The 23526-nt window shown below is 60.8% G+C and carries 26 protein-coding genes; 20 read left to right on the forward strand and 6 right to left on the reverse strand.

The window, feature by feature from the left end:
- Positions 1-3 precede the first annotated feature (3 nt).
- On the forward strand, positions 4-213 hold the full coding sequence (locus TRIHO_RS20640; RefSeq protein WP_068248306.1) for a helix-turn-helix domain-containing protein: 210 nt from the start codon (positions 4-6) through the stop codon (positions 211-213).
- A gap of 76 nt (positions 214-289) precedes the next feature.
- Positions 290-490 carry a hypothetical protein gene (locus TRIHO_RS20645; protein WP_068248308.1) on the forward strand — a complete coding sequence of 67 codons (201 nt, stop codon included), beginning with the start codon at positions 290-292 and terminating at the stop codon, positions 488-490.
- On the opposite strand, the gene TRIHO_RS20650 is transcribed toward TRIHO_RS20645, so the two are convergent.
- Complete coding sequence (locus TRIHO_RS20650; RefSeq protein WP_068248311.1) at positions 484-1062, reverse strand: hypothetical protein; 579 nt, start codon at positions 1060-1062, stop codon at positions 484-486. The two genes, TRIHO_RS20645 and TRIHO_RS20650, sit on opposite strands and share 7 nt — an antisense overlap.
- 132 nt (positions 1063-1194) lie before the next feature.
- On the opposite strand from TRIHO_RS20650, the gene TRIHO_RS20655 reads away from it, so the two are divergent.
- The 14 genes from TRIHO_RS20655 to virB11 all read left to right on the forward strand — a co-directional run bounded on the left by TRIHO_RS20655 (position 1195) and on the right by virB11 (position 12583).
- Positions 1195-1509, forward strand: coding sequence for a hypothetical protein (locus TRIHO_RS20655; protein ID WP_008335576.1), 315 nt, complete (start codon positions 1195-1197; stop codon positions 1507-1509).
- 118 nt (positions 1510-1627) lie between these two features.
- Complete coding sequence (locus tag TRIHO_RS20660) at positions 1628-2146, forward strand: lytic transglycosylase domain-containing protein (protein WP_068248316.1); 519 nt, start codon at positions 1628-1630, stop codon at positions 2144-2146.
- A gap of 16 nt (positions 2147-2162) precedes the next feature.
- On the forward strand, positions 2163-2444 hold the full coding sequence (locus tag TRIHO_RS20665) for a TrbC/VirB2 family protein (protein WP_066817159.1): 282 nt from the start codon (positions 2163-2165) through the stop codon (positions 2442-2444).
- 123 nt (positions 2445-2567) lie between these two features.
- Positions 2568-2846 carry a type IV secretion system protein VirB3 gene (locus tag TRIHO_RS20670; RefSeq protein ID WP_068248320.1) on the forward strand — a complete coding sequence of 93 codons (279 nt, stop codon included), beginning with the start codon at positions 2568-2570 and terminating at the stop codon, positions 2844-2846.
- The gene (locus tag TRIHO_RS20675; RefSeq protein WP_173677712.1) at positions 2821-5214 is read left to right on the forward strand and encodes a VirB4 family type IV secretion/conjugal transfer ATPase; all 2394 of its coding nucleotides are present in this window, start codon (positions 2821-2823) and stop codon (positions 5212-5214) included. The genes TRIHO_RS20670 and TRIHO_RS20675 overlap by 26 nt, the downstream gene beginning before the upstream one ends.
- Complete coding sequence (locus TRIHO_RS20680; protein WP_068248328.1) at positions 5211-5420, forward strand: hypothetical protein; 210 nt, start codon at positions 5211-5213, stop codon at positions 5418-5420. Before TRIHO_RS20675 ends, TRIHO_RS20680 begins: the two co-directional genes overlap by 4 nt.
- Positions 5417-6529 (forward strand): lytic transglycosylase domain-containing protein, encoded by a 1113-nt coding sequence (locus tag TRIHO_RS20685; RefSeq protein ID WP_068248331.1) that lies wholly within the window; start codon positions 5417-5419, stop codon positions 6527-6529. The genes TRIHO_RS20680 and TRIHO_RS20685 overlap by 4 nt, the downstream gene beginning before the upstream one ends.
- Positions 6526-7293, forward strand: a complete 768-nt coding sequence (locus tag TRIHO_RS20690; protein ID WP_068248332.1) for a type IV secretion system protein — start codon at positions 6526-6528, stop codon at positions 7291-7293. Before TRIHO_RS20685 ends, TRIHO_RS20690 begins: the two co-directional genes overlap by 4 nt.
- Before the next feature lie 8 nt (positions 7294-7301).
- The gene (locus TRIHO_RS20695) at positions 7302-7727 is read left to right on the forward strand and encodes a hypothetical protein (protein WP_082705261.1); all 426 of its coding nucleotides are present in this window, start codon (positions 7302-7304) and stop codon (positions 7725-7727) included.
- Positions 7728-8741, forward strand: coding sequence for a type IV secretion system protein (locus TRIHO_RS20700; RefSeq protein ID WP_068248333.1), 1014 nt, complete (start codon positions 7728-7730; stop codon positions 8739-8741).
- 17 nt (positions 8742-8758) lie between these two features.
- Positions 8759-9439 carry a virB8 family protein gene (locus tag TRIHO_RS20705; protein ID WP_040179430.1) on the forward strand — a complete coding sequence of 227 codons (681 nt, stop codon included), beginning with the start codon at positions 8759-8761 and terminating at the stop codon, positions 9437-9439.
- A 5-nt stretch (positions 9440-9444) separates the two neighbouring features.
- A complete protein-coding gene (locus tag TRIHO_RS20710) occupies positions 9445-10167 on the forward strand; it encodes a TrbG/VirB9 family P-type conjugative transfer protein (RefSeq protein ID WP_068248336.1) in 723 nt (240 codons plus the stop codon).
- Between the two features lie 2 nt (positions 10168-10169).
- The gene (locus TRIHO_RS20715; protein WP_068248339.1) at positions 10170-11594 is read left to right on the forward strand and encodes a TrbI/VirB10 family protein; all 1425 of its coding nucleotides are present in this window, start codon (positions 10170-10172) and stop codon (positions 11592-11594) included.
- Entirely contained in the window at positions 11594-12583 is a 990-nt protein-coding gene (gene virB11 / locus TRIHO_RS20720; RefSeq protein WP_068248342.1) for a P-type DNA transfer ATPase VirB11, read from the forward strand. Before TRIHO_RS20715 ends, virB11 begins: the two co-directional genes overlap by 1 nt.
- A 139-nt stretch (positions 12584-12722) precedes the next feature.
- On the opposite strand, the gene TRIHO_RS20725 is transcribed toward virB11, so the two are convergent.
- The 5 genes from TRIHO_RS20725 to TRIHO_RS20745 form a co-directional block, all read right to left on the reverse strand.
- The gene (locus TRIHO_RS20725) at positions 12723-13244 is read right to left on the reverse strand and encodes a hypothetical protein (protein ID WP_068248343.1); all 522 of its coding nucleotides are present in this window, start codon (positions 13242-13244) and stop codon (positions 12723-12725) included.
- Positions 13245-13423: 179 nt separating this feature from the next.
- A complete protein-coding gene (locus tag TRIHO_RS20730) occupies positions 13424-14365 on the reverse strand; it encodes a toll/interleukin-1 receptor domain-containing protein (RefSeq protein ID WP_068248344.1) in 942 nt (313 codons plus the stop codon).
- A 109-nt stretch (positions 14366-14474) separates the two neighbouring features.
- Positions 14475-14723 (reverse strand): hypothetical protein, encoded by a 249-nt coding sequence (locus tag TRIHO_RS20735; protein ID WP_068248382.1) that lies wholly within the window; start codon positions 14721-14723, stop codon positions 14475-14477.
- A 394-nt stretch (positions 14724-15117) separates the two neighbouring features.
- Positions 15118-18198, reverse strand: a complete 3081-nt coding sequence (locus TRIHO_RS20740; RefSeq protein WP_068248347.1) for an AAA family ATPase — start codon at positions 18196-18198, stop codon at positions 15118-15120.
- The gene (locus tag TRIHO_RS20745; protein ID WP_068248350.1) at positions 18195-19331 is read right to left on the reverse strand and encodes an exonuclease SbcCD subunit D; all 1137 of its coding nucleotides are present in this window, start codon (positions 19329-19331) and stop codon (positions 18195-18197) included. The genes TRIHO_RS20740 and TRIHO_RS20745 overlap by 4 nt, the downstream gene beginning before the upstream one ends.
- Before the next feature lie 72 nt (positions 19332-19403).
- On the opposite strand from TRIHO_RS20745, the gene TRIHO_RS20750 reads away from it, so the two are divergent.
- The 4 genes from TRIHO_RS20750 to TRIHO_RS20765 all read left to right on the forward strand — a co-directional run bounded on the left by TRIHO_RS20750 (position 19404) and on the right by TRIHO_RS20765 (position 23523).
- The gene (locus tag TRIHO_RS20750; RefSeq protein WP_123585478.1) at positions 19404-20195 is read left to right on the forward strand and encodes a WYL domain-containing protein; all 792 of its coding nucleotides are present in this window, start codon (positions 19404-19406) and stop codon (positions 20193-20195) included.
- A 357-nt stretch (positions 20196-20552) separates the two neighbouring features.
- Complete coding sequence (locus TRIHO_RS24330) at positions 20553-20687, forward strand: hypothetical protein (protein ID WP_269745368.1); 135 nt, start codon at positions 20553-20555, stop codon at positions 20685-20687.
- A 368-nt stretch (positions 20688-21055) separates the two neighbouring features.
- Positions 21056-22789: an Eco57I restriction-modification methylase domain-containing protein gene (locus TRIHO_RS20760; RefSeq protein WP_173677711.1), complete on the forward strand. Its 1734-nt coding sequence runs from the start codon at positions 21056-21058 to the stop codon at positions 22787-22789.
- Positions 22786-23523 (forward strand): PaeR7I family type II restriction endonuclease, encoded by a 738-nt coding sequence (locus TRIHO_RS20765; protein ID WP_068248355.1) that lies wholly within the window; start codon positions 22786-22788, stop codon positions 23521-23523. Before TRIHO_RS20760 ends, TRIHO_RS20765 begins: the two co-directional genes overlap by 4 nt.
- The last annotated feature ends 3 nt before the right edge of the window (positions 23524-23526 follow it).

The following is a 23526-nucleotide window of genomic DNA, read 5'->3' on the forward strand; positions in this document are numbered from 1 at the left end:
GGCATGAACTTGCGGGACCGTGTAGCACTGAACATCCAAGACTTGAGACGCGCCCGCGGCCTCAGCCAAGAGGAGCTTGCTCATCGGGCCGACGTGAGCCGCGGCCATATGGGCAAGGTCGAGAACGCCAAATTCGCAGCTTCCCTGGACCTGCTCGAACGCATCGCGAAGGCCCTGCAGGTCGACGCATCCGAACTCTTTACAAAACGCTAGCTACTTCCCGCCAGCCATCGCTCGGTTCGGTTCTGATGCACCGCAATCGATAGTCTAACGATATGGCAGGAGTTCAATGGTTAAGAAGAAGACAGGCTGGCCCTTTCAAGAAGGCTTTATCAACGACGGAACGCAGGAAACCCATGTGTTTACCGACTATCGCTGGGATGATGGAAGCGTGAGCCGCCGCCAATTTGTGGATCCTGATGGTTACGACCATACGCTTGTCATAGTGCGGCCATTATCACTCAAGCTGTCCGACAGCGAGGATCAGTAAGAGAACCACTCCGAATGGCCCATGTTGCCCTCGTAGTCGCCGTACTCGACCATGATGCTGCGGGAATAGAAATGCCACAGGCCACCGCCGCTTGGGTAGGCGATCTCCTGGCCGCTTTCCGAGATGAATGTCGCGGGCCAGGGGGTGTGGGACCCGTAGACCCGCTGGATGTAGCGGCAAGTTCGGTTCTCGCGATCACAGGAGCGGATCGACCAATCCCACTGCCGCGGCTCGTCGCGCGGCTTATAGGACCGCCCCGTGAACCAGATCACATGGGTGCGGTTCAGCCATTCGTATTCCGGCAGGTTGGTGTCGAGCTCGTCCTCCCCGCCGGGCCCGCCGAGTTCGACCGGCACATGGGCGAAAGTGCAGACCCCGAAGGGTGGCAGGCTTGGCCAGGGCGTGATCCGACGAATCATGGTGCGATAGGCCCGTGCGCAGACCGCGCTCGGGGGAAACCCTCCCGCCATGCAGAGCATAATGGCGCAGTCGATATCATAGGCCTGCGCCTTCTGCGGGGCTCCGAACACCGCCATCACTCCCATTGCAGCTGCCATCGCCTGTCGCTTCATGTCGCTCTCCCGCAAAAGTTGCGGCAACTATCGTGCAATATGTATTTATCTGCAATATGTCGTATTGACTCCATATGACTTTATGGCCTTAGTGTCGTGAAGTAGAAGGGCTCTCGTGGGGAGAGTCCGAACATGCCGATAGCGCGCAACCAGATCCTGATCACCATCGATGGTGTCAAAGACTTGTCCGAAAAGGGCATCGCGTTCCGCTGCCGGTATGAACTCGTGGGGTTCACGGACGATGGCAAACCGCGCTACCAGTGCATCTACCTGCGCGAGGGTGAGCCGGAAGCCATTCTGGTCTCGACCCGGATCACCCCGCACGGGCCAGAGCCGCGGTATTTCAACATATGGCCGGGGCTCTTCAAACATCATCTCGAGTTCGGTGACGGGCGCGATCTGCGCTTTGGTCCTGACTACAGCATCACCCTCGAGGAGCGCGGCTGACGTCATTGCCTTCGGCCGCGATGGGACGGCCCGGACCTCAGGCTGGACCTTCCATGGCGAGCGCCCCGTATGGGCGGGTCTGAGTGATAGCGCGGATGACGATGTTGTTCTGACCTCGTTGGACGCCACGCCGCCTTCCGGTCGCGGCGACATCCTTTCCCTAATCCGCGCCACCGCCGATCGTCATGCAGGCAATCGCGCCCTACGGCAGCTCGGTCTGGATTCGGTCGACTGGCGGGTTCTCTTCCGCGCCCTGGTCGAGGCCGAGAGCAGCTACAACCCGACCGCCGTCAGCCCCAAGGGCGCCTATGGCTTGGGGCAGCTTATGCCGGACACGGCCCGTGCGCTCGGGGTCGATCCGCGCGACCCGTCCCAGAACCTCGACGGCGCGGCGCGCTACCTGCTCGCGCAGCTCGCCACGTTCAAGGACATCGACCTGGCGCTGGCAGCCTATAATGCCGGTCCGCACCGCGTGATCGAGTATTCAGGCGTCCCACCCTTCTCCGAGACCCGCGACTACATCGCGCGCATCCACCGGATTCGGTCTCGGCTGGCAGGCACGCCCGTTTCCGCTTCGGACATCCGCGTCGCAGACCGGGTTCCAGCCCGCGCGCCGGTCCTCATCGATCTTCAGTAAAACAAGGGAACTTCGCATGCTTCGACATCGCCTCAGCCGCCTCTTGCCTGTCGCCACAACCTTGGCGGCTTTCGCAACACCCGTCCTCGCGCAGGACTTGTCGCCGATCCAGACCATGTTGGAAACCGTCGAGGCCGCGCTGACCGGCCCGATCGGGATCGCGGTCGCCACGCTCGCGGTCATCGGCACCGGTTTCATGTGCATGATGGGACGGCTCAACTGGGGCTGGTTCGCCTCGGTCATCATCGGGATAGTGCTGATCTTCTCGGCCGGCACCATCGTCGACGGCTTCTCCTGAGGTTGGCCGATGACTCTCTCGCAAAATCGCATCCTCCGGTCCTCCCGACCGCGTTTGCTCGGCAAACGCTGCCTCGAGACGACCTACGGATTCTTCATTTCTGCTGAGCGGGAGAGCATCTAGTTGGCAGAACGATCCCCCCTCTTTCTGGGCCTCGCCCGTCCGCCCAAGTATCTGGGCTTGCCCGTCGGATACCTTGTGGTGCTGGCGACCGGGGTCGTTCTGCCGTTCATCTGGACCAAGTCGATGGTGTTTTTCCTGATTGGGCTCGTCACCTATCCGATCCTCTGGTTCGTTGCCGACCGCGAGCCGCATTTCTTCGAAGTGCTGCGCGTCTCCTATGGATCGGTGCGCCCCACGAAGAACCGGGCCTTGCATGGAGGCGACAGCTTTGGCGCTTGATGCAGGCACTCTTTCCACTCACGGAACAGCGCTGCATCAAGCGGGCGGCAGGGAGTTCGCGCGGGAGAGCTACCTCGCGGAGCATCTGCCGTATTTCGCGCTCGCGGATGACGATGTCATGGTCCTGCGCGAAGGCGATCTCTTGGCGACCCTGCGCCTCGACGGGCTGAACCCGATGACTACGGAAGATGCCCGGCTCGATGCGCTCAAACGCGCGGTCGCCGCCATCGTCGCCCAGACCGGCAATGCCTTTGGCTTCTACATCCACCGGATCTCCGTGCCGCAAGATCTCGGGATGCGTACAATCGAGGGCGGCAGCTTCGCTGCCGCGATCGATGCCCGCTGGCAGGCCCATGTCAAAGACCTCCGCCCGGCCAAGCGTCAGCTCTATCTCAGCGTCATCCGGCGGCCCGACATCTCGGCCCGCATTCCGCTCTTGCGCGCGTTGGCCCGCAAGGCCTGGGTCAAGGACCGCGCGACGCGCATGCAGGAGCTGAACGAGGTCATGGGCTTCTTCGAGGTGGCCCTCGCTTCCGCCAACCCGGTCAGGCTCACCAAGGCGGGCGGCGAATGGCTGGGCTATCTCAATACGCTGAACACTGGGGCATTCTCCCCCATCGCCTTCGGGCAAAGCGCCCTGCCCCTCTCGCACACCCTGAGCAATTGCCGCGCCACCTTTGACGGCGACGTCGTCACCCTGACCGACGCCGTGACCAGTCAAGTCAAATACGGCGCGCTCTTTTCGATGAAGACCTATCCCGCACTCACGGATGTCACGCTTCTCGATGCGCTCGACCTGCCCCTCGACATCGTGCTGACGAATTCCTTCAGCCCGATCCCGAACAACATCATGGCCGAGCGCATCCAGCGCATCATCCGCCAGATGCACGCCTCAGACGATGCCGCCGTTTCCTTGCGCGAGCAACTGGGCCAGGCCGCCGATGACCAGGAAGCAGGGCGCATCGCCTTCGGCGATCATCACCTGTCGATCGCCGTCTATGCGCCCGACCGGGATATGCTCGAACGCGCCGCGGCCCAGATCAAGCGCGTTGGGCAGGAGATCATGTCGGTCATCGTGCGAGAGAACATGGCGCTGAAGGCCACGTATTTCGCGCAAAGCCCCGGCAACTTCGGCTACCGGGCGCGCAAAACTCCGATCTCCTCGATCAATTTCGCCGATTTCGCGGCCCTTCACGGCAGCGTCGAGGGACGTGACCCCGACCAGTCTCCCTGGGGTCAGACCATCTCGGTCCTGCCCACGGTCGGCACCGCGAGCTATCGCTTCAATTTTCACGAGGCGGGTAACCCGGGCAAGGAACCCACCGTTGGCCATACGCTCGTGCTGGGACGCACCGGCACCGGCAAGACGCTCACCACCGCCTTCCTCGCGGCGCAGGCGCAGCGCGTCGGCGCGCGACTTTTCTTCTTCGACAAGGACCGCGGGCTTGAGATGGCCGTACGAGCCCTTGGCGGGCGCTATAATGAAATCCGTGCCGGGGTGCCTTCGGGCTTGAATCCTCTTGATACCGAGATCGATGAACGTGGACGCGCCTGGCTCTCAGATTGGCTTGCGACACTTCTCACACGGAACGGAACCCTGACGGGCGAGCAATCCCGCCACATCCAGAGCGCGGTCGCGCAAAATGCCCATGCCGAGGGCTCGCTCAGACGCTTCGCGAGTTTCGAGACCCTGTTTCAGTCGCTCGATGACGATGGCGAGCTGCAGTCCCGCGTCGCCGAATGGGCCCCGGGCGGGCGCTATGGCTGGGTCTTCGATGAGCCGGAACAGGGAGCCGGGCTTGAACTGGCCTCGGACATCATCGGCTTCGACATGACCGAGATTCTCGACATGACCACCGAGCGCATGGCGGTGCTCTCCTACATCTTCCGTCAGATCGAACGCGTGGTCGAGGATCGCCGCCCCACGATCATCGTGCTCGACGAGGCCTGGAAGCTGCTTGACGATCCATACTTCGGGGCGCGGCTGGAAAACTGGCTGGTGACGCTCCGCAAGATGAACTGCGTCGTGATCATGATGACGCAATATCCGAGCCAGCTGCGTGACAGCCGCGTCGGCAAAACCATCGTCGAAACGGTGCCGACCCAGATCCTTTTCCCGAACGACCGTGCCACCATCTCCGATTACGACTTTCTGCGCGTGAACGCCAAGGAGGCTGCCCTCCTCGTGCAGCCCACCATTGGCCAGCGCATCGCGCTCGTTCGCTCGGCGGGTGACAGCGTCTTCGTCGACGCCGACCTCTCCGCCTTGGGCAACCTCCTTCCCATCCTTGGCGGCGGCGCCACGGGCGAGGCGCGTGTGCCTGCCGATTGGCGCGCCAATCCCGATTTCTGGAGACATGTGATATGAGTTCAAAACCCCTCCTGGCGCTTTGCGCCGCCGCTAGCCTTCTGGCCGCTTGCGAGAAATACACCGAGAAAACCTCGCCCTGCTTCGGACGCAATGGCGAGCCGCAGGTGACGCGCTCGACCGTCTCGTTCTCGACCATGGGCGCACCGGTTCAGCAGGCAGCCAAGCACGACTGCAGCTTCGAGCCCCTGCCGCGTCAGGAATGAGCCGCGCGGCGATCATATCCGCCGGGTTCTGCCTCGGCCTCGGCGCGCTGCCCGCTCTCGCCCAAGGCGTGCCGACGCAGGACAGTTCCGCGATCGGCCGCGCCATCGCCCGGGTGACGGCGCTCGCAGAGGATCTGGGCGTCCAGCAGGACAAGGATCGGACGGAGTCCACTCTGGCGGACGTGCAAGCCGACCAGCTGCGCGTCCTCGATGAGATGACCGCGGCGATCACCGGGCCCGGCTTCGATATCCGCGCGCTCGAGGGCAATGCGGATTTCGGGGTGGCGGCGGTCTATCCCAATACCGACCCAAACCCGATGAACAGCCGCCTTTTCGGCGAAGGCCGAGAGACGGTCGAGATGATGATCGTCGAAGTCGCGAGCGAATATGCGGGCGCGCCAGGCGTCGCCCGTGCCGGTCTCTCACCCACCCAATGGCGCTGCCTCTTCCAGGCCCTGATCAAGCAGGAGAGCCGCTTCAACGTCGCCGCTCAAAGCCCGGTCGGGGCATACGGCCTGACCCAGCTCATGCCCGGCACCGCCTCCGACCTTGGCGTCGACCGTTATGACGTGAAGGACAACCTGCGGGGCGGCGCGCGTTACATCACGACCCAGCTCAACCGTTTCGGCAACATCCCCCATGCGCTTGCGGCCTATAACGCAGGCCCCGGCCGGGTCATCGAATACGGCGGCGTGCCGCCCTTCACCGAAACGCAAGGCTACGTGCGCAACATCTCGAAGTTCTACAACGAATATCTGGCCGTGGTGGGGGGCGCCGACGCACTTGGCACGCTCTCGCCCTCGGATTTTGCCCTCGCCGAATATGCCAGCATCTCCGAGGCGGGCGTCTATTACGCCGCAGACAGTTCCGCCACGACCGAACAGGTCATCAACCGCCTCCGCGCGATCATCCTGCAGATCGATGCCCAACCCAATGCCAAGGCGGCCTGGGAGCTCAACACCTACGCCAAGGCCGAGATCGGCCGCATCCTCAACCTCCGCGTCAGACTGATGGCGGCAAACCAGCAGCGCGAGGCGGCCTATGCGCAGCACCTCACCGCCGACCGGCTGGCCGAGCGCGACTTCATGCAGATGGGAGTTCCCGAATGAGACAGCTTCTCCTGACCGCCGCGGCGGTCGCCACACTCGGGTTTGCCTCGCCCGCCTCGGCCCAAGGCGTTCCGACTTTCGATGGCTCGCAACTTGGCCAACTCGTCGCCCAGCTCGAGCACATGGCCGAGGACCTGAACGTCCAAATGCAGCAGCTCGCCACCATGCGGCTGGAACTGGAAACCCAGCTGTCGCAGCTTACCAACCTCGAGGCGCAACTGACCTCGCTCATTGAGGGCAGCGGGCTTGGTGAGCTTTTTGCCACGGTCGAGGAGTTTCGCGCCCTTCGCGGCAAGCTCGTCGCCCCGCTCAACACCGCGCAGTCTTTGGCCAGTGGCGATTTTCTGAGCGGCTTCAATCCCGGCGCCGAGCTTTCGGCCTCGGTCGAGCGCGTGCTTTCGGGCAGTGGGTTTACTTCGGAGCGCCTGAGCACGCTCTCGGACTCCGATCAGCCCGCAGACAACCGCATCGCCACCTCGGCCGGGGCCAGTGCCATGCTCTCCGTCGCGGCACAGGAAAGCCACGAAGAAGCGGGCCAAAGCCTTGAGCGGCTCGAGACCATGGTCGGGCTCATCGACGATCAGAACGGGCTGAAGGCTGCCGTCGATCTCAACACCCGCGTCACCGCCGAGCTTGGCATCATCCTGACCCAGATCTGGCGGCTGGAGGCGGCACAAGGCGTCAGTGCCGGCCAGCTTGGCGTTGTCGATGCCGCGACCCTCGCGGACGAGCGCAAGTTCCGCTCGATGGCGGTGGATCCATGAGGCAAGCCATGATCCACAGCTTGGCTCCAATTAGGGCGCTTGGTCTCGCGGTGATGGTCCTGGCATCCCTGCCCTGTGCCGTGCGGGCCCAGACCCCGACCACGGACCCGTCCGGCGACACACCCTTTGGCTCAATGGCCATCGCGCGGGATGAGGCCGACGCCTGCCGAGTCCCAAAACCGCCCACCGATCTGGCCGAAACCGCCTATCTGCGCAATGGCTACCGCGCGATCCTGCGCATTCTGATTGCCGAAGAGGCCCTCGCCACGGAAACCTGCACCTGCCTGCTGGACCAGTTCACCTGGGATCAGGCGCTTGCCGCCCTGCCCCGGTTCCAGACCTCGGACAACCCGCGCCTGCCCTTCAACGTGCTCGAGCTCTACGCCAAGGCCGACGCGCTTGAGGCGCAAGTTGTGGAGGCCTGTGCGGAATAGATGGGGATCATTCGCGATATCCTGAGCCAGGTCGACGCCGCGGTGAACACCGTGGCGCAGGACGGCTTTGTCTCCTCGGCAGCCTCGGTCGGCAATGTCATCTCGGCGGGCGCGACGCTCCTCGTCGTGCTTCTCGGGATCAACGCGGTGATGCAACTCCGCCCCCTGCCCTTCGGCACTGGCTTTGCCTTCGGCATGAAGATCGCGCTCGTCGGGATCTTCGCGCAGAGCTGGGACAATTTCAGCGTCATCTATGGCATCGTCACCCAGGTCCCCGACTCTATCGGCGCCTCCATCTTGGCCCTCACCGGTTCGGGCGACGAAGCTGGCGTCTATGAAAGCCTCGACAACATGGTCGCCCGCATCACCGCCTATGGCGACACGATCGGGGATCGCGCGGGCTGGGTCTTCGGCGCGGTTCTGGGTGCCATCTTCTTCGTCCTTTCCGCCGTTTTCGCGGCCGTCACCGCAGGGATCATCGCCTTCGCCCGCATTGTCTTCGCGCTGATGATCGTGATCGCCCCCTTCATGATCGTGACCTCGCTCTTCAAACCGACCCAGTCCCTCTTCGAGGCCTGGACCCGCGCCACCATCGGCTATGCGCTCATGCCCGTCGCCGCTGCCGGGGCTGCGGGCATCATCGTGGCCATCGCCGAGGCCATTGGGGATGCTTCCGCCGATCCGGGCGATGTCGAGACCGTCAGCCTCATCCTGCCCTTCCTCGTGATCCTGATCCTCAGCGCCGGGATCATGGCTTCGGTGCCCTACATCGCCTCCAACCTTACCGGCGTGGTGGGCATTGCCTCGAATGCCGTGGGTCTGACCGGCCTCGCACGTCAGGGCTTCGTGAACACGCGCCAGTATGGCACCGGCGCGACCTCCCGCCTCGTCACCGGCAAGTCCCCGCACGAGCTGAATCAGATGGCCAATGCGGGCGTGGTCAAAACCGGCGAGATGATCCGGCAAAACCCGGGCGCGCTTCTCTCTGCCGCCAAGGCCTTCCGCAAACCCTGATGTGAAAGACGACGACTTTGAAGAAGCTTGTGACCAGTTCCTCCGCGCCTGACCGCGACGCTTTCGAGGCGGATTTCATCTACGGGCCACGGCGGCGCGAGCGTTTCGCCTGGTTTGTCGCGGCGGCCGGCGTGCTGGTTGGCGTGGCCGGCATGGTCGCGGGCGCGAGCCTCTTCCCGCTCAAATCGACCGAGACCTTCGTGGTCGTGGTCGACAAGGAAACCGGCGAGATGGATCGGGTCGCCGCCGTTCAGGCCCTGACGCTTTCCGAGAGCGATGCCATCATCCAGGCCAATCTCGTGGCCTACGTCGATGACCGCGAAACCTATGACCTGACCGATGGCGAGCAGCGTATCAACTCGGTGCTCGATCGCTCGGACGGCGATGCCGCCCGCACGCTGCGTGATCTCTGGTCCTCCACCAACGAAGATTACCCGATCACCGTCTATGGCCGCGACGCCAAGATCGAGGTGGTGATCAAATCGGTGAACCAGATCGAGCGCGGCGTGGCCCAGGTCCGCTTCACCCGTACGCTGCGCCGCCCCCGCGACACCCGCACCGTGACCCGGTCTTACGTCGCCACTGTCGGCTACGACTTCCAACCCGAAACCCGCCAGCGCCTTCAGGACGTCTGGGCCAACCCCTTGGGCTTCGTGGTGACCTCCTACCGCGTCGACGCCGAGACCCTGGAGAACTGACCAAGATGAAAACCCTGCCCGCGCTCCTTCTGGCGCTTGCCCTTCCTGTTGCTGCCTTCGCCGAGGCCACGCCGCAAGGCGGCCCGCTCGATATCCGCATTCGCACCGCCGTCTATAATGAAAACCAGGTCTACCGGATCGAAACCGATCTTCGGCATTCGACGACGATTCATTTCGGGGCGGGGGAGCGGTTTGAAGCAGTGATCGTCGGCGACACTGAGAGCTTCCAGGTCGATCCAATCCCCGAGCTTGGCAATGTGCTCACGATCAAACCGCATGTGGCCAATGCCTCGACCAACATGACGGTGATCACGAACCGACGCACCTATTCTTTCCATCTGCGCGAGGGTTCGATCCCGAACCGCACCGGCATGTTCTTCGAGGTGCGCTTCCGCTACCCCGATGAGGAGCGCCGCGCGGCGGGTGCGACCCAGCCCAAAGGCTTCGAGGCGCCGAGGAACTACAACTACCGCGTCTCGGGCGAAGGGGATTTCCGCCCCAGCCATATCTATGACGACGGGCGCTATACGTATTTCGTGTTCCCGGAAAGCGCCCGTCAGCCCGCCCTCTTCAAGGCCGATGACCAGGGTCGCGAACGCACGGTGAACTGGACCCAGCAAGGCAACACGGTCCGGGTGCTCGGGGTGAACACCTATTGGACGCTGCGCATTGGCGATGAGGCGATCTGCGCCTGGCGCGACGAGAGCGCCATCTATGTGAGCAACTGACCATGGCCGATCAAACCCCTCCCGATCTTCAGGACCGCCTCGATCAATTCAGCCAGCGCGGCAAATCCAAACGCCGGGGCAACGGCCTCGGGGTCGGCGCACTCGCCGCTGCCCTCGCCCTCGGCGGGGCCGGAGTCGCGTATTTCCTGGCCACCGGTCTGCAGGAGGGCGACAGCGCACTCGAGACCTCCGATGTCGAGACCTTCCAGGACCGCCGCCCCGGCACCGGCGGACGGCTGGAGTTCCCGCCCGATGAGACCGAGCAACGGGTCAACGATGCGCTGATTGCCGTGGAGGAAGCGCTTGATGTGCCCGCCGCCCCTGCCCCGGAACCGAGCGCCGAAGTGCTGGCCGAGATCGCCAAGCTCCGCGAGGCCCTCGCCGCCAGCCAGGCCGCGCGCAACTCGGAAATCCAGTCCGCCGTCGCGGACCTGCGCGAAGCCTTCGACGAACAGAAGGCGGCTTTGGAAGCACTTATAGCGGAGAAGGAGGCCGAGTTGGCCAACCTGCAGCGCCAGACCGAGACCCGCATCGAGGGGCTGCAGGCGATGCTCGATGCCGAACGGGCGCAGCGCGAGGGGCTCGAGGCTGAGCTCGATCGCGAGGGGCTGATCGCCGATCAGCGCCTACTCGAAGAACGTCGCCGGCAGGAAGAGGAACAGCGCCAGCGCGAGGCCGAACGGGTCGCCGAGGAGCTTCTGACCGCGCAGATCAAATCCCCCGCCGTGGTCTATGCCGATGGTCCGCGTGGCGGCCAAAGTGGCGCGGCGGTGGCCGAACCTGCCGCCGCAGGCACCGAGGGGCCGGTCCTCTCGGGCAATGAGGCGTTCCTGCAGAGTGCGCGACCGCTCGAAGTGCAGGAGGCCACCCGCCTCACCCACCCCGAACGCACGTTGACCCAAGGGTCCGTCATCCAGGCCGCGCTCCAGACCGCCATCAACAGCGACCTGCCGGGCTCCGTTGTGGCGGTTGTCTCCGAACCGGTCCCGGCGTTTTCCGGGGACCGGATCCTGATCCCCCGGGGCTCCCGCCTTTTTGGCCAATACCGCTCTGGCATCGAGATGCACCAGAAACGCATCCTCATTCTCTGGACCCGCGTCCTGACACCGGACGGAACCTCAATGGAAATCGCCGCTGTTGGCGGGGACCAGCTTGGCCGGTCGGGCCTCACCGGCCTCGTCGACACCAAGTTCGCCGAGCGCTTCGGAGGTGCGGCGCTGATTTCCGTGATCGGGGCGGCACCGGCCGTGGCAGCCGAGAGCGCCAACAATGAAACCACCAGCATCGTTCTGGGCGATGTCGGCAGCGACCTGCAGGATGCCGTCGGCTCGGTCATCGCCGACCAGGTGTCGATCGCGCCGACGATCTATGTCGATCAGGGAGCCTCGGTCACCGTGCTCGTCGACCGGGATGTGGTGATTTATTGATGGATCAGGCATCGCCAGCCTCATATCTCGAGCGCTATCTCGACCCGTTCCGCGACCTCTTGCGACGCGATGACGTGGTCGAGATCGCGATCAACCCGGACGGCAAGGTCTGGCTTGAGGTCGCAGGCGACGCCACCATGCGCCACGAAGGTCAGACCGTGGATCGGACCACAGCCCTCAACATGGCCCAGACCATCGTCGGCGATGCCAAGGCCCGCGTCTCTGAAAAGAACCCCCTCGTCTCCGGCAAGGTAGAATATGCAGGCCGTCCGCTTCGGGTCCAAGTCGCCGTGCCGCCTGCCATCGATCGCGGCGCTTCGATCACCATCCGCCTTTTTGCCTCGGGCAGCGTCCGAGATTACGCCCCGGCCTATCTCTTCGGCAAGGCCGTCTCGCTGGATGCGCTCCGCGCCGAGAAGATGAAGAACATCGCCAGTCTTGCCGAGGAAAATCTCGAGGCCGCACTGCAGACCCTTGTCGAAGCGCGGCTCAACGTCCTGATCAGTGGCGGCACCTCGACCGGAAAGACCACCTTCGCCCGCCACCTTCTGACGCATGTGAGCGAGCACGAGCGGTTGATCACCATCGAGGACGCCTTCGAGCTGTTCCCCGGCCAGCCCAACACCGTCGCCCTCCTGGCCGACCGCGGTGCCGGTTCACAACGTAGCGCCAACGCCCTTCTGCAGGCCTCCCTCCGCATGCGCCCCGACCGGATTATCGTCGGCGAGTTGCGCGGGGCCGAAGCCCTGACCTATCTTGAGGCGATCAACACCGGCCATGGCGGGTCGGTTTCGACCATCCACGCCGAAACTGCAGAACTCGCCATCGACCGGCTGGCGATCATGGTACTGCAAGCCGGGACGCCGCTGACCTTTGCCGAGGTGCGGGAATACATCCGGAAATCCATCGATGTGATCGTCCAGCTGGGACGAGCAGAGGGGAAGCGGGGGATTACGGAGTTCTATCTGCCGGGTGGACGAAGCCATTGAACGTTAACGGATTGAAAGCAGATTAGCGACGTCTTGAGTGCAGCGATATCGGTGAAACGTTCGGACACACTTGGCGCAACGATCACCCTATGACACAGCAACTATCTGTTCCTGGCTTCGAAGGAGAGCTGGCTGTCGCCTAGACGCCGTGCTGAAAGATCGGGGAGCGCCCATTGTCCCAATCCTCTCGGTTCAAGAAGATTCGGTACCCGTTGAGGTGGAAGGCGGCATTTCCGAGATCCTTCACCGGATCTAGGGTGTCAACATGGATGAAGTGGCGATAGGAGACCCGGAATCCGTCGCCAGGTGCCGCACGGAAGTGAATGCCCTGGGGCCCGATCGTCAGGCATGCCTCTTGCTGCGGATCGTTCATCTCAGACAGCGAAGAAGCCGCGAAATCAGGCTGCAATATCCAGTCGGTTCCAAAGGAGATACACCACTCGTCCGCTTCCCATTGGAATATCCGATGCCAATTGGCTTCGCCTTCACGCCCGAAGTCAGGGTTCAATAGCAGAACCGTCGGTTTGTCGTTGGGCTGATCCAATGGTTCGGAAAGCTTAATGCCATAGATCGGCTGATGGCCGTACCTCTTGAGGAGAAACAGCGTACCTTTCGGCTCCTCGGCGAGAGCGGCTGATTTTGCGTTCAAAGTGCTTCGCATGTGTGGTCTCCCTCACGAGCCTTCATTCCCAACCCCTCCGGACATCGGTTCGATAACATTCGGGACAATGCACCGCGCTAGTCGGCCGCTTTTCACGGCGGGCCTCGCGACGTTCATACTCATCAAGCACTTCGACTTCGAAGCGGTGCCCACAATTGTTGTAGCGGAAATGAACACGCTCAGTCATAGCTGATACCTGCGTTACCAATGAACTCATTCCAGAGCACCTCAGCCGCTCGCTCTGGAGTCAGCCGTTCGTCAGCTCTACCGAAGACGTTCATGGTTTGAATCAGGAATTGCTCGTAATCATCGGCCGAAATGTTGAAACCGCCGTTTGCTGTGTTGTCACCGGCGTTTTCGCTGAACGAGTAGTAAATATCGCCCAGGGCGACCTGCGAGCTACGGCAGTGCACCGAGATGTGGGCCGTACCATTTTGATGTCCGCTGTTGACAACCGTTGCCCCAAAAGAGGTCGCACTTCTGTCAACGAAACGTCCGCGCAATCCATCGATTGAGTCCATTTCGATGATCGCTCGTCGGAAGTAATCCTTGAAGGTGGCGAAGGCAGCATCGCGGAAATCACCCTTGTCGATTTGGTCGAACTGCCGCTTTGCGCGGTAGCGCGCCATCGAGGGGCGTGTGGCCGATGGCTCATCGGCTACTTTCGCCGCAGCTGCAGGTACGGCTTCATCTTCGATGATGCGTCGAAGTTCCTGCACGACATTTAGGTAAGCGGTGTTTGGATTGGCCCATGCGCTGATCGCCTTGCCGTCCGTCGGCACGGCCTTCAGTTGGCGCAACTCCCTCATCGCTTTCCAATCGCATTCCTCCACGATGATCGGCACTACACGTGCGGTCCCTGCGGCGTGGCGTTCAAGCGCGCGTCTCATTTCGCGCTCGACACAGTAGTCGGATGCGATGAAGTCGGGGCTCACCAGGAGCAGGAACAGGTCGGAAGCCTCCAGTTCCCGTTCAATTTCAGCGTCCAGTTCGCCACCAGCCAAGATGTTGCGATCATACCAGGTCTCAATACGCCCTTCCCTTGTAAGGTTCTTGAGGTGGACGTGCAGCCGATCAAGCGCGGCCTTGTCGTTATGAGAATAAGAAATAAATGCCCGCATCTGCTCAACTCAGAATGTTTAATGTTTGTTCATGATATACCCAAAGCGCTACCTACTTGAGACACGGCCTGTAGCGCTTGAGCCCGAAACCACTATATACTGTCTACAGTCAGCGCTTCTTGTTCGACTGGGACAACACCGAACCGGCAAGTGCCTTTGTCTTTTCAGAATAGCGATCGCTGCGAAGTACCTTTGAAGCGAGGTCCTCCATTTTCGCTCCCGTTTGTCGATTGGTATTGGATTGAGACAACGCCGAACCGGCAAGCTTGCGGGCGATCTGTGAAGAGCCAGGTTTGAAAAGGGTGTCTGCTGCAAGCGAGGCAACCTTGGTCGAAGTTCCTTTACGATTTACTGCCATATCATCCTCCATGTAGTGTTTGGTTTGCTTCTAGATACTATATGTGGGATTGGAGCCAACTTTTCGCAAGCTTAATCAGTGACATTTCAAAATGGCAGCCTCGCCTCAAAAAGGTCTGGCGTGTCTTCGTCGCGCCGCCTGCTCAGGCCTTCACCAAGATGCAGGCACGGATGTTTAATACGTGTCAGCCCTTTGCCGCCCTCAAAATGGACCCACCCTCCTCTGGGCATGCCCACGCTTACGATCAGCGCCCCGCATATTGGACAAGTCCGCCTGAAAGATGCGCCCTTCTTGCTTTCACGATCGCCTCGAACTGCCCAACCGCCGCGAACGGATACCGTGCGCCCTGTCGACAGACGGCGGGTGTGTGCCTTCCGGTAATACCAACGGTCCTTCATCCCAGCCCCCTCCTTTCCTCGACCCGGCTGCCGCTTGGGGTCGAACGCACGTAGAAGCCTTGTGGAATAGCCTCTTGCACCAGCCCCACATGGGATATCAGGCCCACGGCACGACTGCCCTCTGTCAGCGCGGCAAGAACTTGGATCACTTGATCCAGTGTGCCCGCCCCATTTTCGGTGTCGAGGCTCCCAAAGCCTTCGTCGATGAATATTGTGTCCATCCGAATCCTGCCCGAAAGGCTCTCGACCACATCGGCTAGGCCAAGCGCGAGGGCCAGTGCCGCGATAAAGGTCTCGCCGCCTGACAGCGTGGCTGTCGGGCGCGCCTTGCCGGTGTTGATGTCGAAGACCTCGATTTCGAGCCCGCGCTTGCCGCGCCCACCCAATGCTTCAATCCCGCGCGCCAGCCGGTATCGACCGCGAGTCATGGGATCGAGCCGCATATTCGCCGCCTCGAGAACCTGGTCGAACATTGCTCCGATCGCGAAGGTCTCGAGTGTCATCTTGAAATCGTTCTTGCCGTTAGCCAGATCGGCCAGCCCACGGAGCGGACCAGTCTCGGTTTCTAGCCGCTCGGTTTCGGTTAGAGCCGCGGCAAGCGATTCCTTGAATTTGGTCAGTGACGATACATCCGTTCTCGCTGTGGCAAGTGCAGCGTTGGCCGCGTTCAAGGTCTGGGTGGCGTCTGCCAACGCCAGCTGTAGCGGGGCAAGATCCGGGCGTTCACGATCTGCACAAGCGGCTATGGCGTTCTGCAATGTCGTGCGAGCAGCGATCAATCCATCGCGGTGATCGGTCACCTTCTTGCGGTCGGCGTCTAGAGTCGGGAAATGGCTTTTGCAAGCATCATATCCCGCTTTGTCCAGCCCAACCTCGGTAAGCCTAGCGACAAAATCACCTTGTGCCTTCTTCACGCGCTGCTGCTGCCCGTCGCGCGCCCGCTTCGCTGCTTCTAGCTGCTCTTGCGAACGGGTGAGCACCTCACTGGCGGCTCGGTCCTGTTGCGTCGCCACTTCCAGCGCCTCGGAGAGTTGCCTTTGCTCTCTCTGCAAAGCCTCCCGTCGAGCGACAACCGCCTCGGGCGTGCGCAGACCTTCCGGCAGGGCCTCAATCACTGTGTCCAGCTTGGCGCGCGCGCCGGCAAGAGCGGTCTCGGCTTTCCCCGCAGCGGTGCGCGCCGAAGCCTCGCCGGTTTCTGCCTCAGTCACCTTGCGCTTGAGCTCGGCCAACTGCTCCGCCATCGCGTCCAGATCAACCGCCTCTCCAAGCGTGGCGACGGTGCCTTCAATCCGCGCGATTTCGGCTTCGAGTTCCGCCAACGTGCGCTCAGGGCGCTCCTGTTCCTCCAGCGCCCGCTTCTTTTCGTCGAGCCGCATTCGGAAATTGCCGAGGTCGCTTTCGGCCCGAACTCTGGCTTCGGAGGCGATTCTCGCCTGAACCTGAGCGCTCCGAAACGCTTCTGTCAAACCAGATTGTTCAGGCGCACCATGGGCAGGCGCAGGATGATCATGGGAACCACAGACAGGGCAGGGCGCCCCTTCGGTCAACTTTTCCGCGAGAATGATCGCTTGCGTGCGCGAAAGCCGTGCCTCGGCATCTACCAAGGTCGCATCAGCGGCTTGCGCCGCGTCGGTCCTTGTCGTCAGTTCGCTCGCTGCCGCTTTGACATCATGTTGGGCATCCGCGACAGCTCCTTGCGCCTTAGCATACGCCGCTGCCTTGACCCTTTCTCGGTTGACCTCGGCCAGCTCACCGGTCAGCTGGCCTCGCTCCGTTTCGGTCTTTCGCGCTTGATCAAGCGCCAGATCGGTCGCATCGCGCTGAGACTTGAGCTTCTCTCGGGCATCAATGGCCTCGGTCAGAGCCTTCTTCGCTGAAGCTTCGTCCTTCACAGCGTCGTCAAACGCGCTTCTAAGATCCGCTGCCTGCCCGACCTGCTTCTCGATCGCCTCCAACCTTGTCAGGTCAGCCTGAACTTGTTGCCGTCGGTCCTCGCCAGACTGTGCCTCAGCAAGTTTCTTTTTCGCCAACTCCTTCGCGCCAGTGGCGATGTTGAGTTCCGCCTCGGCCTTCGTGACAGCCTCCACCGCTTTCAGGCTATCCTGCTCCGCATCGCGCCAAGCCGTCTCAAGATCACGGGCCTGCAAGGCATTCCGGACAGCCTCAATGCGCTTGGCCAGCTCTTCGACCTCAATCGTTTTCTTTTCTAGATCATCGACAGCCTGCTGTGCCGCGTCGGCAGAAGAAAATGCCTTTTCGATTTGCTCGCCTTCGGTCAGAGCTTTACGCGCAGCCTCGTTTGCCATCTCCGCACCACGCTGAACGCCCTGCTCTTCTTCGACTTGGGCTTCGGCTGCGGCAATCCCAAGTTCAAGCGCTCCGGTGCTCTCGAACCCGCGTTCCTCGAGTCGAGCCAGGTAGAGCGCGCGCTGGTCGCGCAACGCTCGTTCTGCCGCTGAGGCTTCTTCCTTCAGCCTTGCGGCGAGATCGCGATAGACCTTCACGTCGAAGAGATCCCGCAATATCTCGACCCGCGCATCCGTTTTTGCGGCCAGGAACGTCTCGAACTTGCCTTGCGGTAAGAGCACGATCTGTCGAAACTGATCTGCCCCGTAGCCAAGCAGCGCCTCGACCTGCTGCCCTACTAGCGAGACCTTCTTTTCCGCAATAACACGGCCGGACTGACTCGGACCAAGAGTGTCCACCGGAATCCCGGTGACGTCGAATAACGAGGCTTCCGCCGCGTCCTCAGTGGTCCCTTCACCGCGGGCCTTCGGACGTTCCTGCGCCGGACGACGACGGATCAGGTAGGCCTTGGTGCCCAGCTCAAAGACAAATTCGACTTCGGTAGGCAGATCCGACGCGGCGTGATCCGAGCGTAGTGAACGTGGTTCCTGATCAGTCTTCGTCGGCGCCCCGAATAGCGCGAAGGACATCGCCGAAAACAGCGTCGACTTTCCCGCGCCGGTCTGACCATAAATTCCAAACAGACCCGTCTCCAGCGCGGACCGGAAATCGACTACCTCGGTTGTCGCAAACGGCCCGAAGGCTTGAAGCGATAGGCGAATGGGTCTCATGTCTGCTCCTCCCCGGAGGCTACTGCGTGGAGCTTTTCCGCGACGATCGCGACTTCGGTGGCGTTTGGTTCCCGGCCGCGCACAACCTTCACGAAGTCGCCAATCATCTCGATCGGCGTGACAGTGGCCCGCCCGCTGCCGAGCGCCTCGGTCTCCGCCGCGCGCTCCTGCCGGGCATAGGCAAGATGGCAAGCATTGGGATAGGTCGCGCGCAACCGCTTCATCGGATCGATCAGAGGGTTCTCATCCGTCAGGATGGCCTGGATGAAATCGTCAGACGGCGTTCCATCCAGAAGTTCCGAGAATTCCCCGGTAAGCGAGCGCACTTGCCGGATCGGTCGGAACGATACGGTGCGGATCTCGGCCCCTTCAGCCTGCAGATCGACGACCGTCATGGATTTTTCGTTTCCTGCCTCGTCGAACCCGAAAGCGAGCGGTGCGCCGGAGTAACGAATATGGCTCGCGCCCACTTCCTGCGGCTTGTGCAAATGTCCTAGTGCAACATAGTCCGCCCCGTCGAAGACATCAGAGGGCACAGTTTCGATCCCGCCGACCCGTGTCAGTGCGCGCTCGGTCTCACCGACTGCGCCGCCTGCAACGAAGGCATGAGCCACTACGACCCAACGCGCTCCTTCGGGCACCTGACCCCTCGCTGCGGAGACCTGGGCCGCGATGACATCCGCTGGCGTGCTGATACTCTCATTCCCGAACACCTCGCGTGCGGCGTATTCATAGGAAAAAGGCAGTGCGGAAAAGGCGACCTCGCCATGCGCGTCATGCAGCATCAGCGGTGCCTCCACCGCGTCGGCAATCCCGCGCACCAGCACACGAGACGCGGTGGAAAAGACAGACATTGCCTCGATCCGGTCGCCAGAATCGTGGTTTCCAGAGATCATCACCACAGCGGCTTCGGTCTCCTCTGCCACGCGCTTGAGGAAACGATTGAACTGCCGGATCGACGAATTGGGCGGCGAGGCACGGTCAAAAACGTCCCCCGCGATGACAAGAACATCGGCCCGTTCGGCCACAAGCGTTTCAAGGATCTGACCCAGGATAACCCCATGATCCTCCTCGAGGCTCAACCCCATGAACTGCCGCCCCAGATGCAGATCTGCTGTATGAAGTATTCGCATCCGATCAATCCACTTTCTATACGTATAGTAAATGTATGGACTTTGTGAGCCGAGTCAAGTACTGCTTCTTGCATGAGCCTAGAAGACCTCAAACACGCGCAACGCGAGCGAATTTTGTTCCTCGACCAATGCCTGACCTGGAGAGGTCAGGCGAACCGTCGCGACTTGATGGAACGCTTCAATATCTCGATGGCACAGGCTGCCGTTGACTTTCGAACCTATCTCTCGCTGACGAATACGCCGCCAGTCTACGACGCCGCAGAGAAGGCCTATTTCTCGACCGGTGACCAGCGCCCATTGACTAACACGGGCCCGGAACAGGTTTTCGAATTGCTCGATGGCAAGGCGGCATCGCTTGGCGCGAGCATCCCGCTTCCCACTCGCGTGATGGATTCCACCGTCGTCGCACAGCTCTACCGCGCGATGAAGGGCGAACGAGACATCCAGATCACCTACACCTCGATGACAAGCGGCCTCTCCGACCCCCAGTGGATCAGTCCAGTTCAGTTTCATTTTGACGGAGAGTCAATTTATCTCCGCGCCTGGAGCTATAATCACGAAGCGTACCGCGATTATCTCCCAATACGAATAGCGAAACAAACCCAGATGGAAACGCGGGAGAGGCCTGCCCCTCTGCGATTTGACACGGACTGGAACAGCTTGGTGCGCTTGTGGATACGCCCGCGTTCAGATCTATCCGATGCACAAGCGCAGGCCGTCCGGCTGGAGTACGGCTTTGACGACAAGACGCATTTGCTGATCGAAACGCGCAAGGCGCTCGCGTTTTATGTCAAAAGACGATGGCGACTGAATGAGGAAAAGGCGCGGTTGGAATTGGAAAAGATGGAAGAATTGGATGCGTAAAGTGCACCCTGCGCGAAAACACCGCAAATTCAATACTGATCAGGACGCGATAAGACAGTGGCCCCGACAGCATCCATACGCCAACATGAACCTGATGAAATTGACATAGTAAGCTGACATTTCTAATTCCCGCATGGCGGAGGCAAGGCGTTTCGGCCTAGCGGGATACAGGCGCACGATAGGGCCCCACTGCGCGCACAATCCAAGCTCCGTTCCCAACAAGTGAGACAAGCTTCTATGCGGTTAGAAAGCCAGAGCCTTTTCAGGTGGCCACCGTAGACTGGCGAGATCGAGCGTGGAATATTGAACCAAGTGCTAGATGCGAGGATGCAGAAGCAAGTGTTGAGGGAGCGTAAGTTGACTGTCAGTGTTCATAATCCCGATCAGTATATGGCGGCGCTTGGGACGATCGTCGCGCAGGGCCGGAAACGGATCGGGCTGTTGGTTGGCGCTGGAGCTTCTGCCGGAATGTCAAAGCCCGATGGCACCTAGCCGCTCATTCCCGCAGTTGCGGGGCTCACGGACCAAGTTCTCACAACACTCGCCTCAGCCTATCAAAAACAGATTGATGGCCTGAGAGCCGAACTCGCGCAGTACGACATCGAGACGATCCTTTCGAGGATTCGCTCTCTGAGCCAGGTGATTGGTTCGTCGAAAGTCCACGATCTCGATGGCCCAGGCTTTGCGATTTTCTGAGAAGCAGTCTGCTCCGAGATAGGCAAGGTGGCGCTGAACCCGATCACGACAGAGATGCACGTCAAACATTTAGGAATATTCTGTGGGGATAAAGCGCTTCCATATCTAGGGAACCCTAGCAGGGCTTGCACTAGCTATGCTATCAAAGGGAATGTGTTCTCTGAATGTTCGATAAGGAATCGCCCGTGACCGCAGCGCTCACCCTTCAGCCCGCTTTCCCTGGCTTCTGTCCTGTGACCGAAGCCGTTGAGAAGTTGGCTGTCGATGGTGGAATCGAAGAGCGCGGGGCGATTTTCACGAAGCGCGAAGTAGTTGATTTCATCCTCGATCTGACGGGCTACACTGTCGATGCATCACTCTCGGAGTATCGGCTGCTTGAGCCATCCTTCGGTGATGGTGACTTCCTCGTACCTGCAATCGAACGTCTTCTTCTCTCCGCCGAACGTGAGGGCAAACTCACCTACGCGGCGCTTGTGAATTCCATTTGCGCCATCGAGCTTCACCGCTCAACGTTCGAAGGAACGCGAAAGCTGGTAGTAGAGCGCTTGGAAAAGGGCGGACTATCGCATGAGGATGCCGCGCGTCTGTGTAACGCTTGGCTCTATCAGGGCGATTTTCTCTTGGCGGAATTTGCGCCCGTGTTCACTCACGTTGTCGGCAACCCACCCTATGTGCGCCAGGAGGCCATCCCTGATGTTCTGATGGCCGAATACCGTCAGCGCTACAAGACAATCTACGACCGCGCCGATATCTATGTACCGTTTATCGAACGGTCGCTTGCCTTGCTGGCGCATGGTGGCAAGCAAGGGTTCATCTGCGCTGACCGATGGATGAAGAACAAATACGGCAAGAAGCTCCGCGAATTGGTCAGCGAAAACTACGTTCTCGCGACCTATGTGGATATGTATGGAGTCGATGCCTTCCATGTCGAGGTGAGTGCGTATCCTGCGATCACCGTCATCGAGAAGGCCAAGGGTGGGGCGACCCGCGTTTACGCTCGCCCACAGATCGACGGGAAGATACTAGAGAAGCTGGCAGCCGATCTGACGGCTCCTAGCCTCCCAAAGAAAAGTCAGGTACGCGAGATAGAGAATGTCACGGCAGGCAGCGAACCGTGGGTACTCGATTCATTCGATGAACTTGCGCTAGTGCGCCGCCTTGAAGCGCATTTTCCTGCCCTTGAGGATGCGGGCTGCAAGGTTGGAATCGGCGTTGCAACAGGTGCAGACAAAGCCTTCATCGGCGACTTCGAAAGTCTAGATGTTGAGCCGTCTCGCAAACTGCCATTGGTGATGACGCGCGATATTCTCGAAGGTCATGTCGAGTGGCGCGGCAAGGGTATCGTCAACCCATTTGGTGATAATGGAAAGCTTGTTGATCTTGAGGACTTCCCCAAACTTCGTGCCTATCTCGAAGAGCGCAAGGAACAGATCGCAGGCCGTCATGTGGCCGAGAAGAACCCGAGCGGATGGTATCGCACTATCGACCGCATCTATCCCGAACTGACCTACCGCGAGAAGCTGCTCATTCCTGATATCAAGGGCGATGCCTCCATCGTGTACGAAGAGGGCAAGCTATACCCTCACCACAATCTCTATTTCATTACCTCGGACCAATGGGACGTTCACGCGCTTCAGGCGGTCATGCGCTCGGGTATCGCTCGCTTGTTCGTCTCGCTTTACTGCACCCGTATGAGAGGCGGATATCTTCGCTTTCAGGCGCAGTATCTTCGAAAGATAAGGCTTCCGAAGTGGCAAGATGTGAGCGCTGAGCTGCGCCAACGTTTGGCAGATTACGCCGAGACCAAAAACCGACATGCTCTTAACGAAATTGTATCCGAACTCTACGGGCTCACGCCTCAAGAGCTGAAGTTGATTGAAGGAAATACCGAAGAATGAGCCTAGACCTTGCCGACTACGAAGCGCAGGCGCGCGAAGCCGTAAAGCTGTTCTGGGGCAATCGCGAAGCCGCCCTTGCCAAGCAGATCGAGTCTGGCAATCAGGATGCAGGCGCTCGCGGGGCTGTCACGGCAGGCAAGAACATGGACGGCTTCCTTGCTATCGCGCAGACCCTGATTGAAGCAAATGGGCTGGGCCTCGCTGATATCTGTGTGAAACAACGTGTCCTAACTCTTCCAGGTTTTTTCAGGCCAACGAAGCTCTGGGATATGCTTGTGGTAAACAAGGGTGAGCTTGTCGCCGCGCTGGAATTCAAGTCTCAAGTCGGCCCGTCCTTCGGGAATAACTTCAACAACCGTTCGGAAGAGGCCATCGGAACAGCGCACGATCTCTGGACAGCCTACCGCGAGGGCGCATTTGGTGAAGATGCACCGCGCCCTTTCCTAGGCTGGGTTATGCTGGTTGAGGATTGCCCTAAGTCCAATACGCCAGTGGGTGACAAGCAGCCGCATTTCCCTGTTGACCCCGCTTTCAAAGGCGCGTCCTACACGCAGCGGTACGATATCCTTTGCAAGCGTCTCGTCCAGGAGGGATTGTATAGCAGCGCCGCATTTCTATCCTCGCCGCGTGATGCGGGGGCAGACGGGCGCTATCGGCACTTGAGCGATCTGACCTCATTGAAGACCTTTGTAACGGAATTTGCGGGTCATATCGCAGCCGTTGCTGCGCGGTAGGTG

The sequence above is a fragment of the Tritonibacter horizontis genome, assembly GCF_001518015.1.
GTDB classification, from domain to species: Bacteria; Pseudomonadota; Alphaproteobacteria; order Rhodobacterales; family Rhodobacteraceae; genus Epibacterium; species Epibacterium horizontis.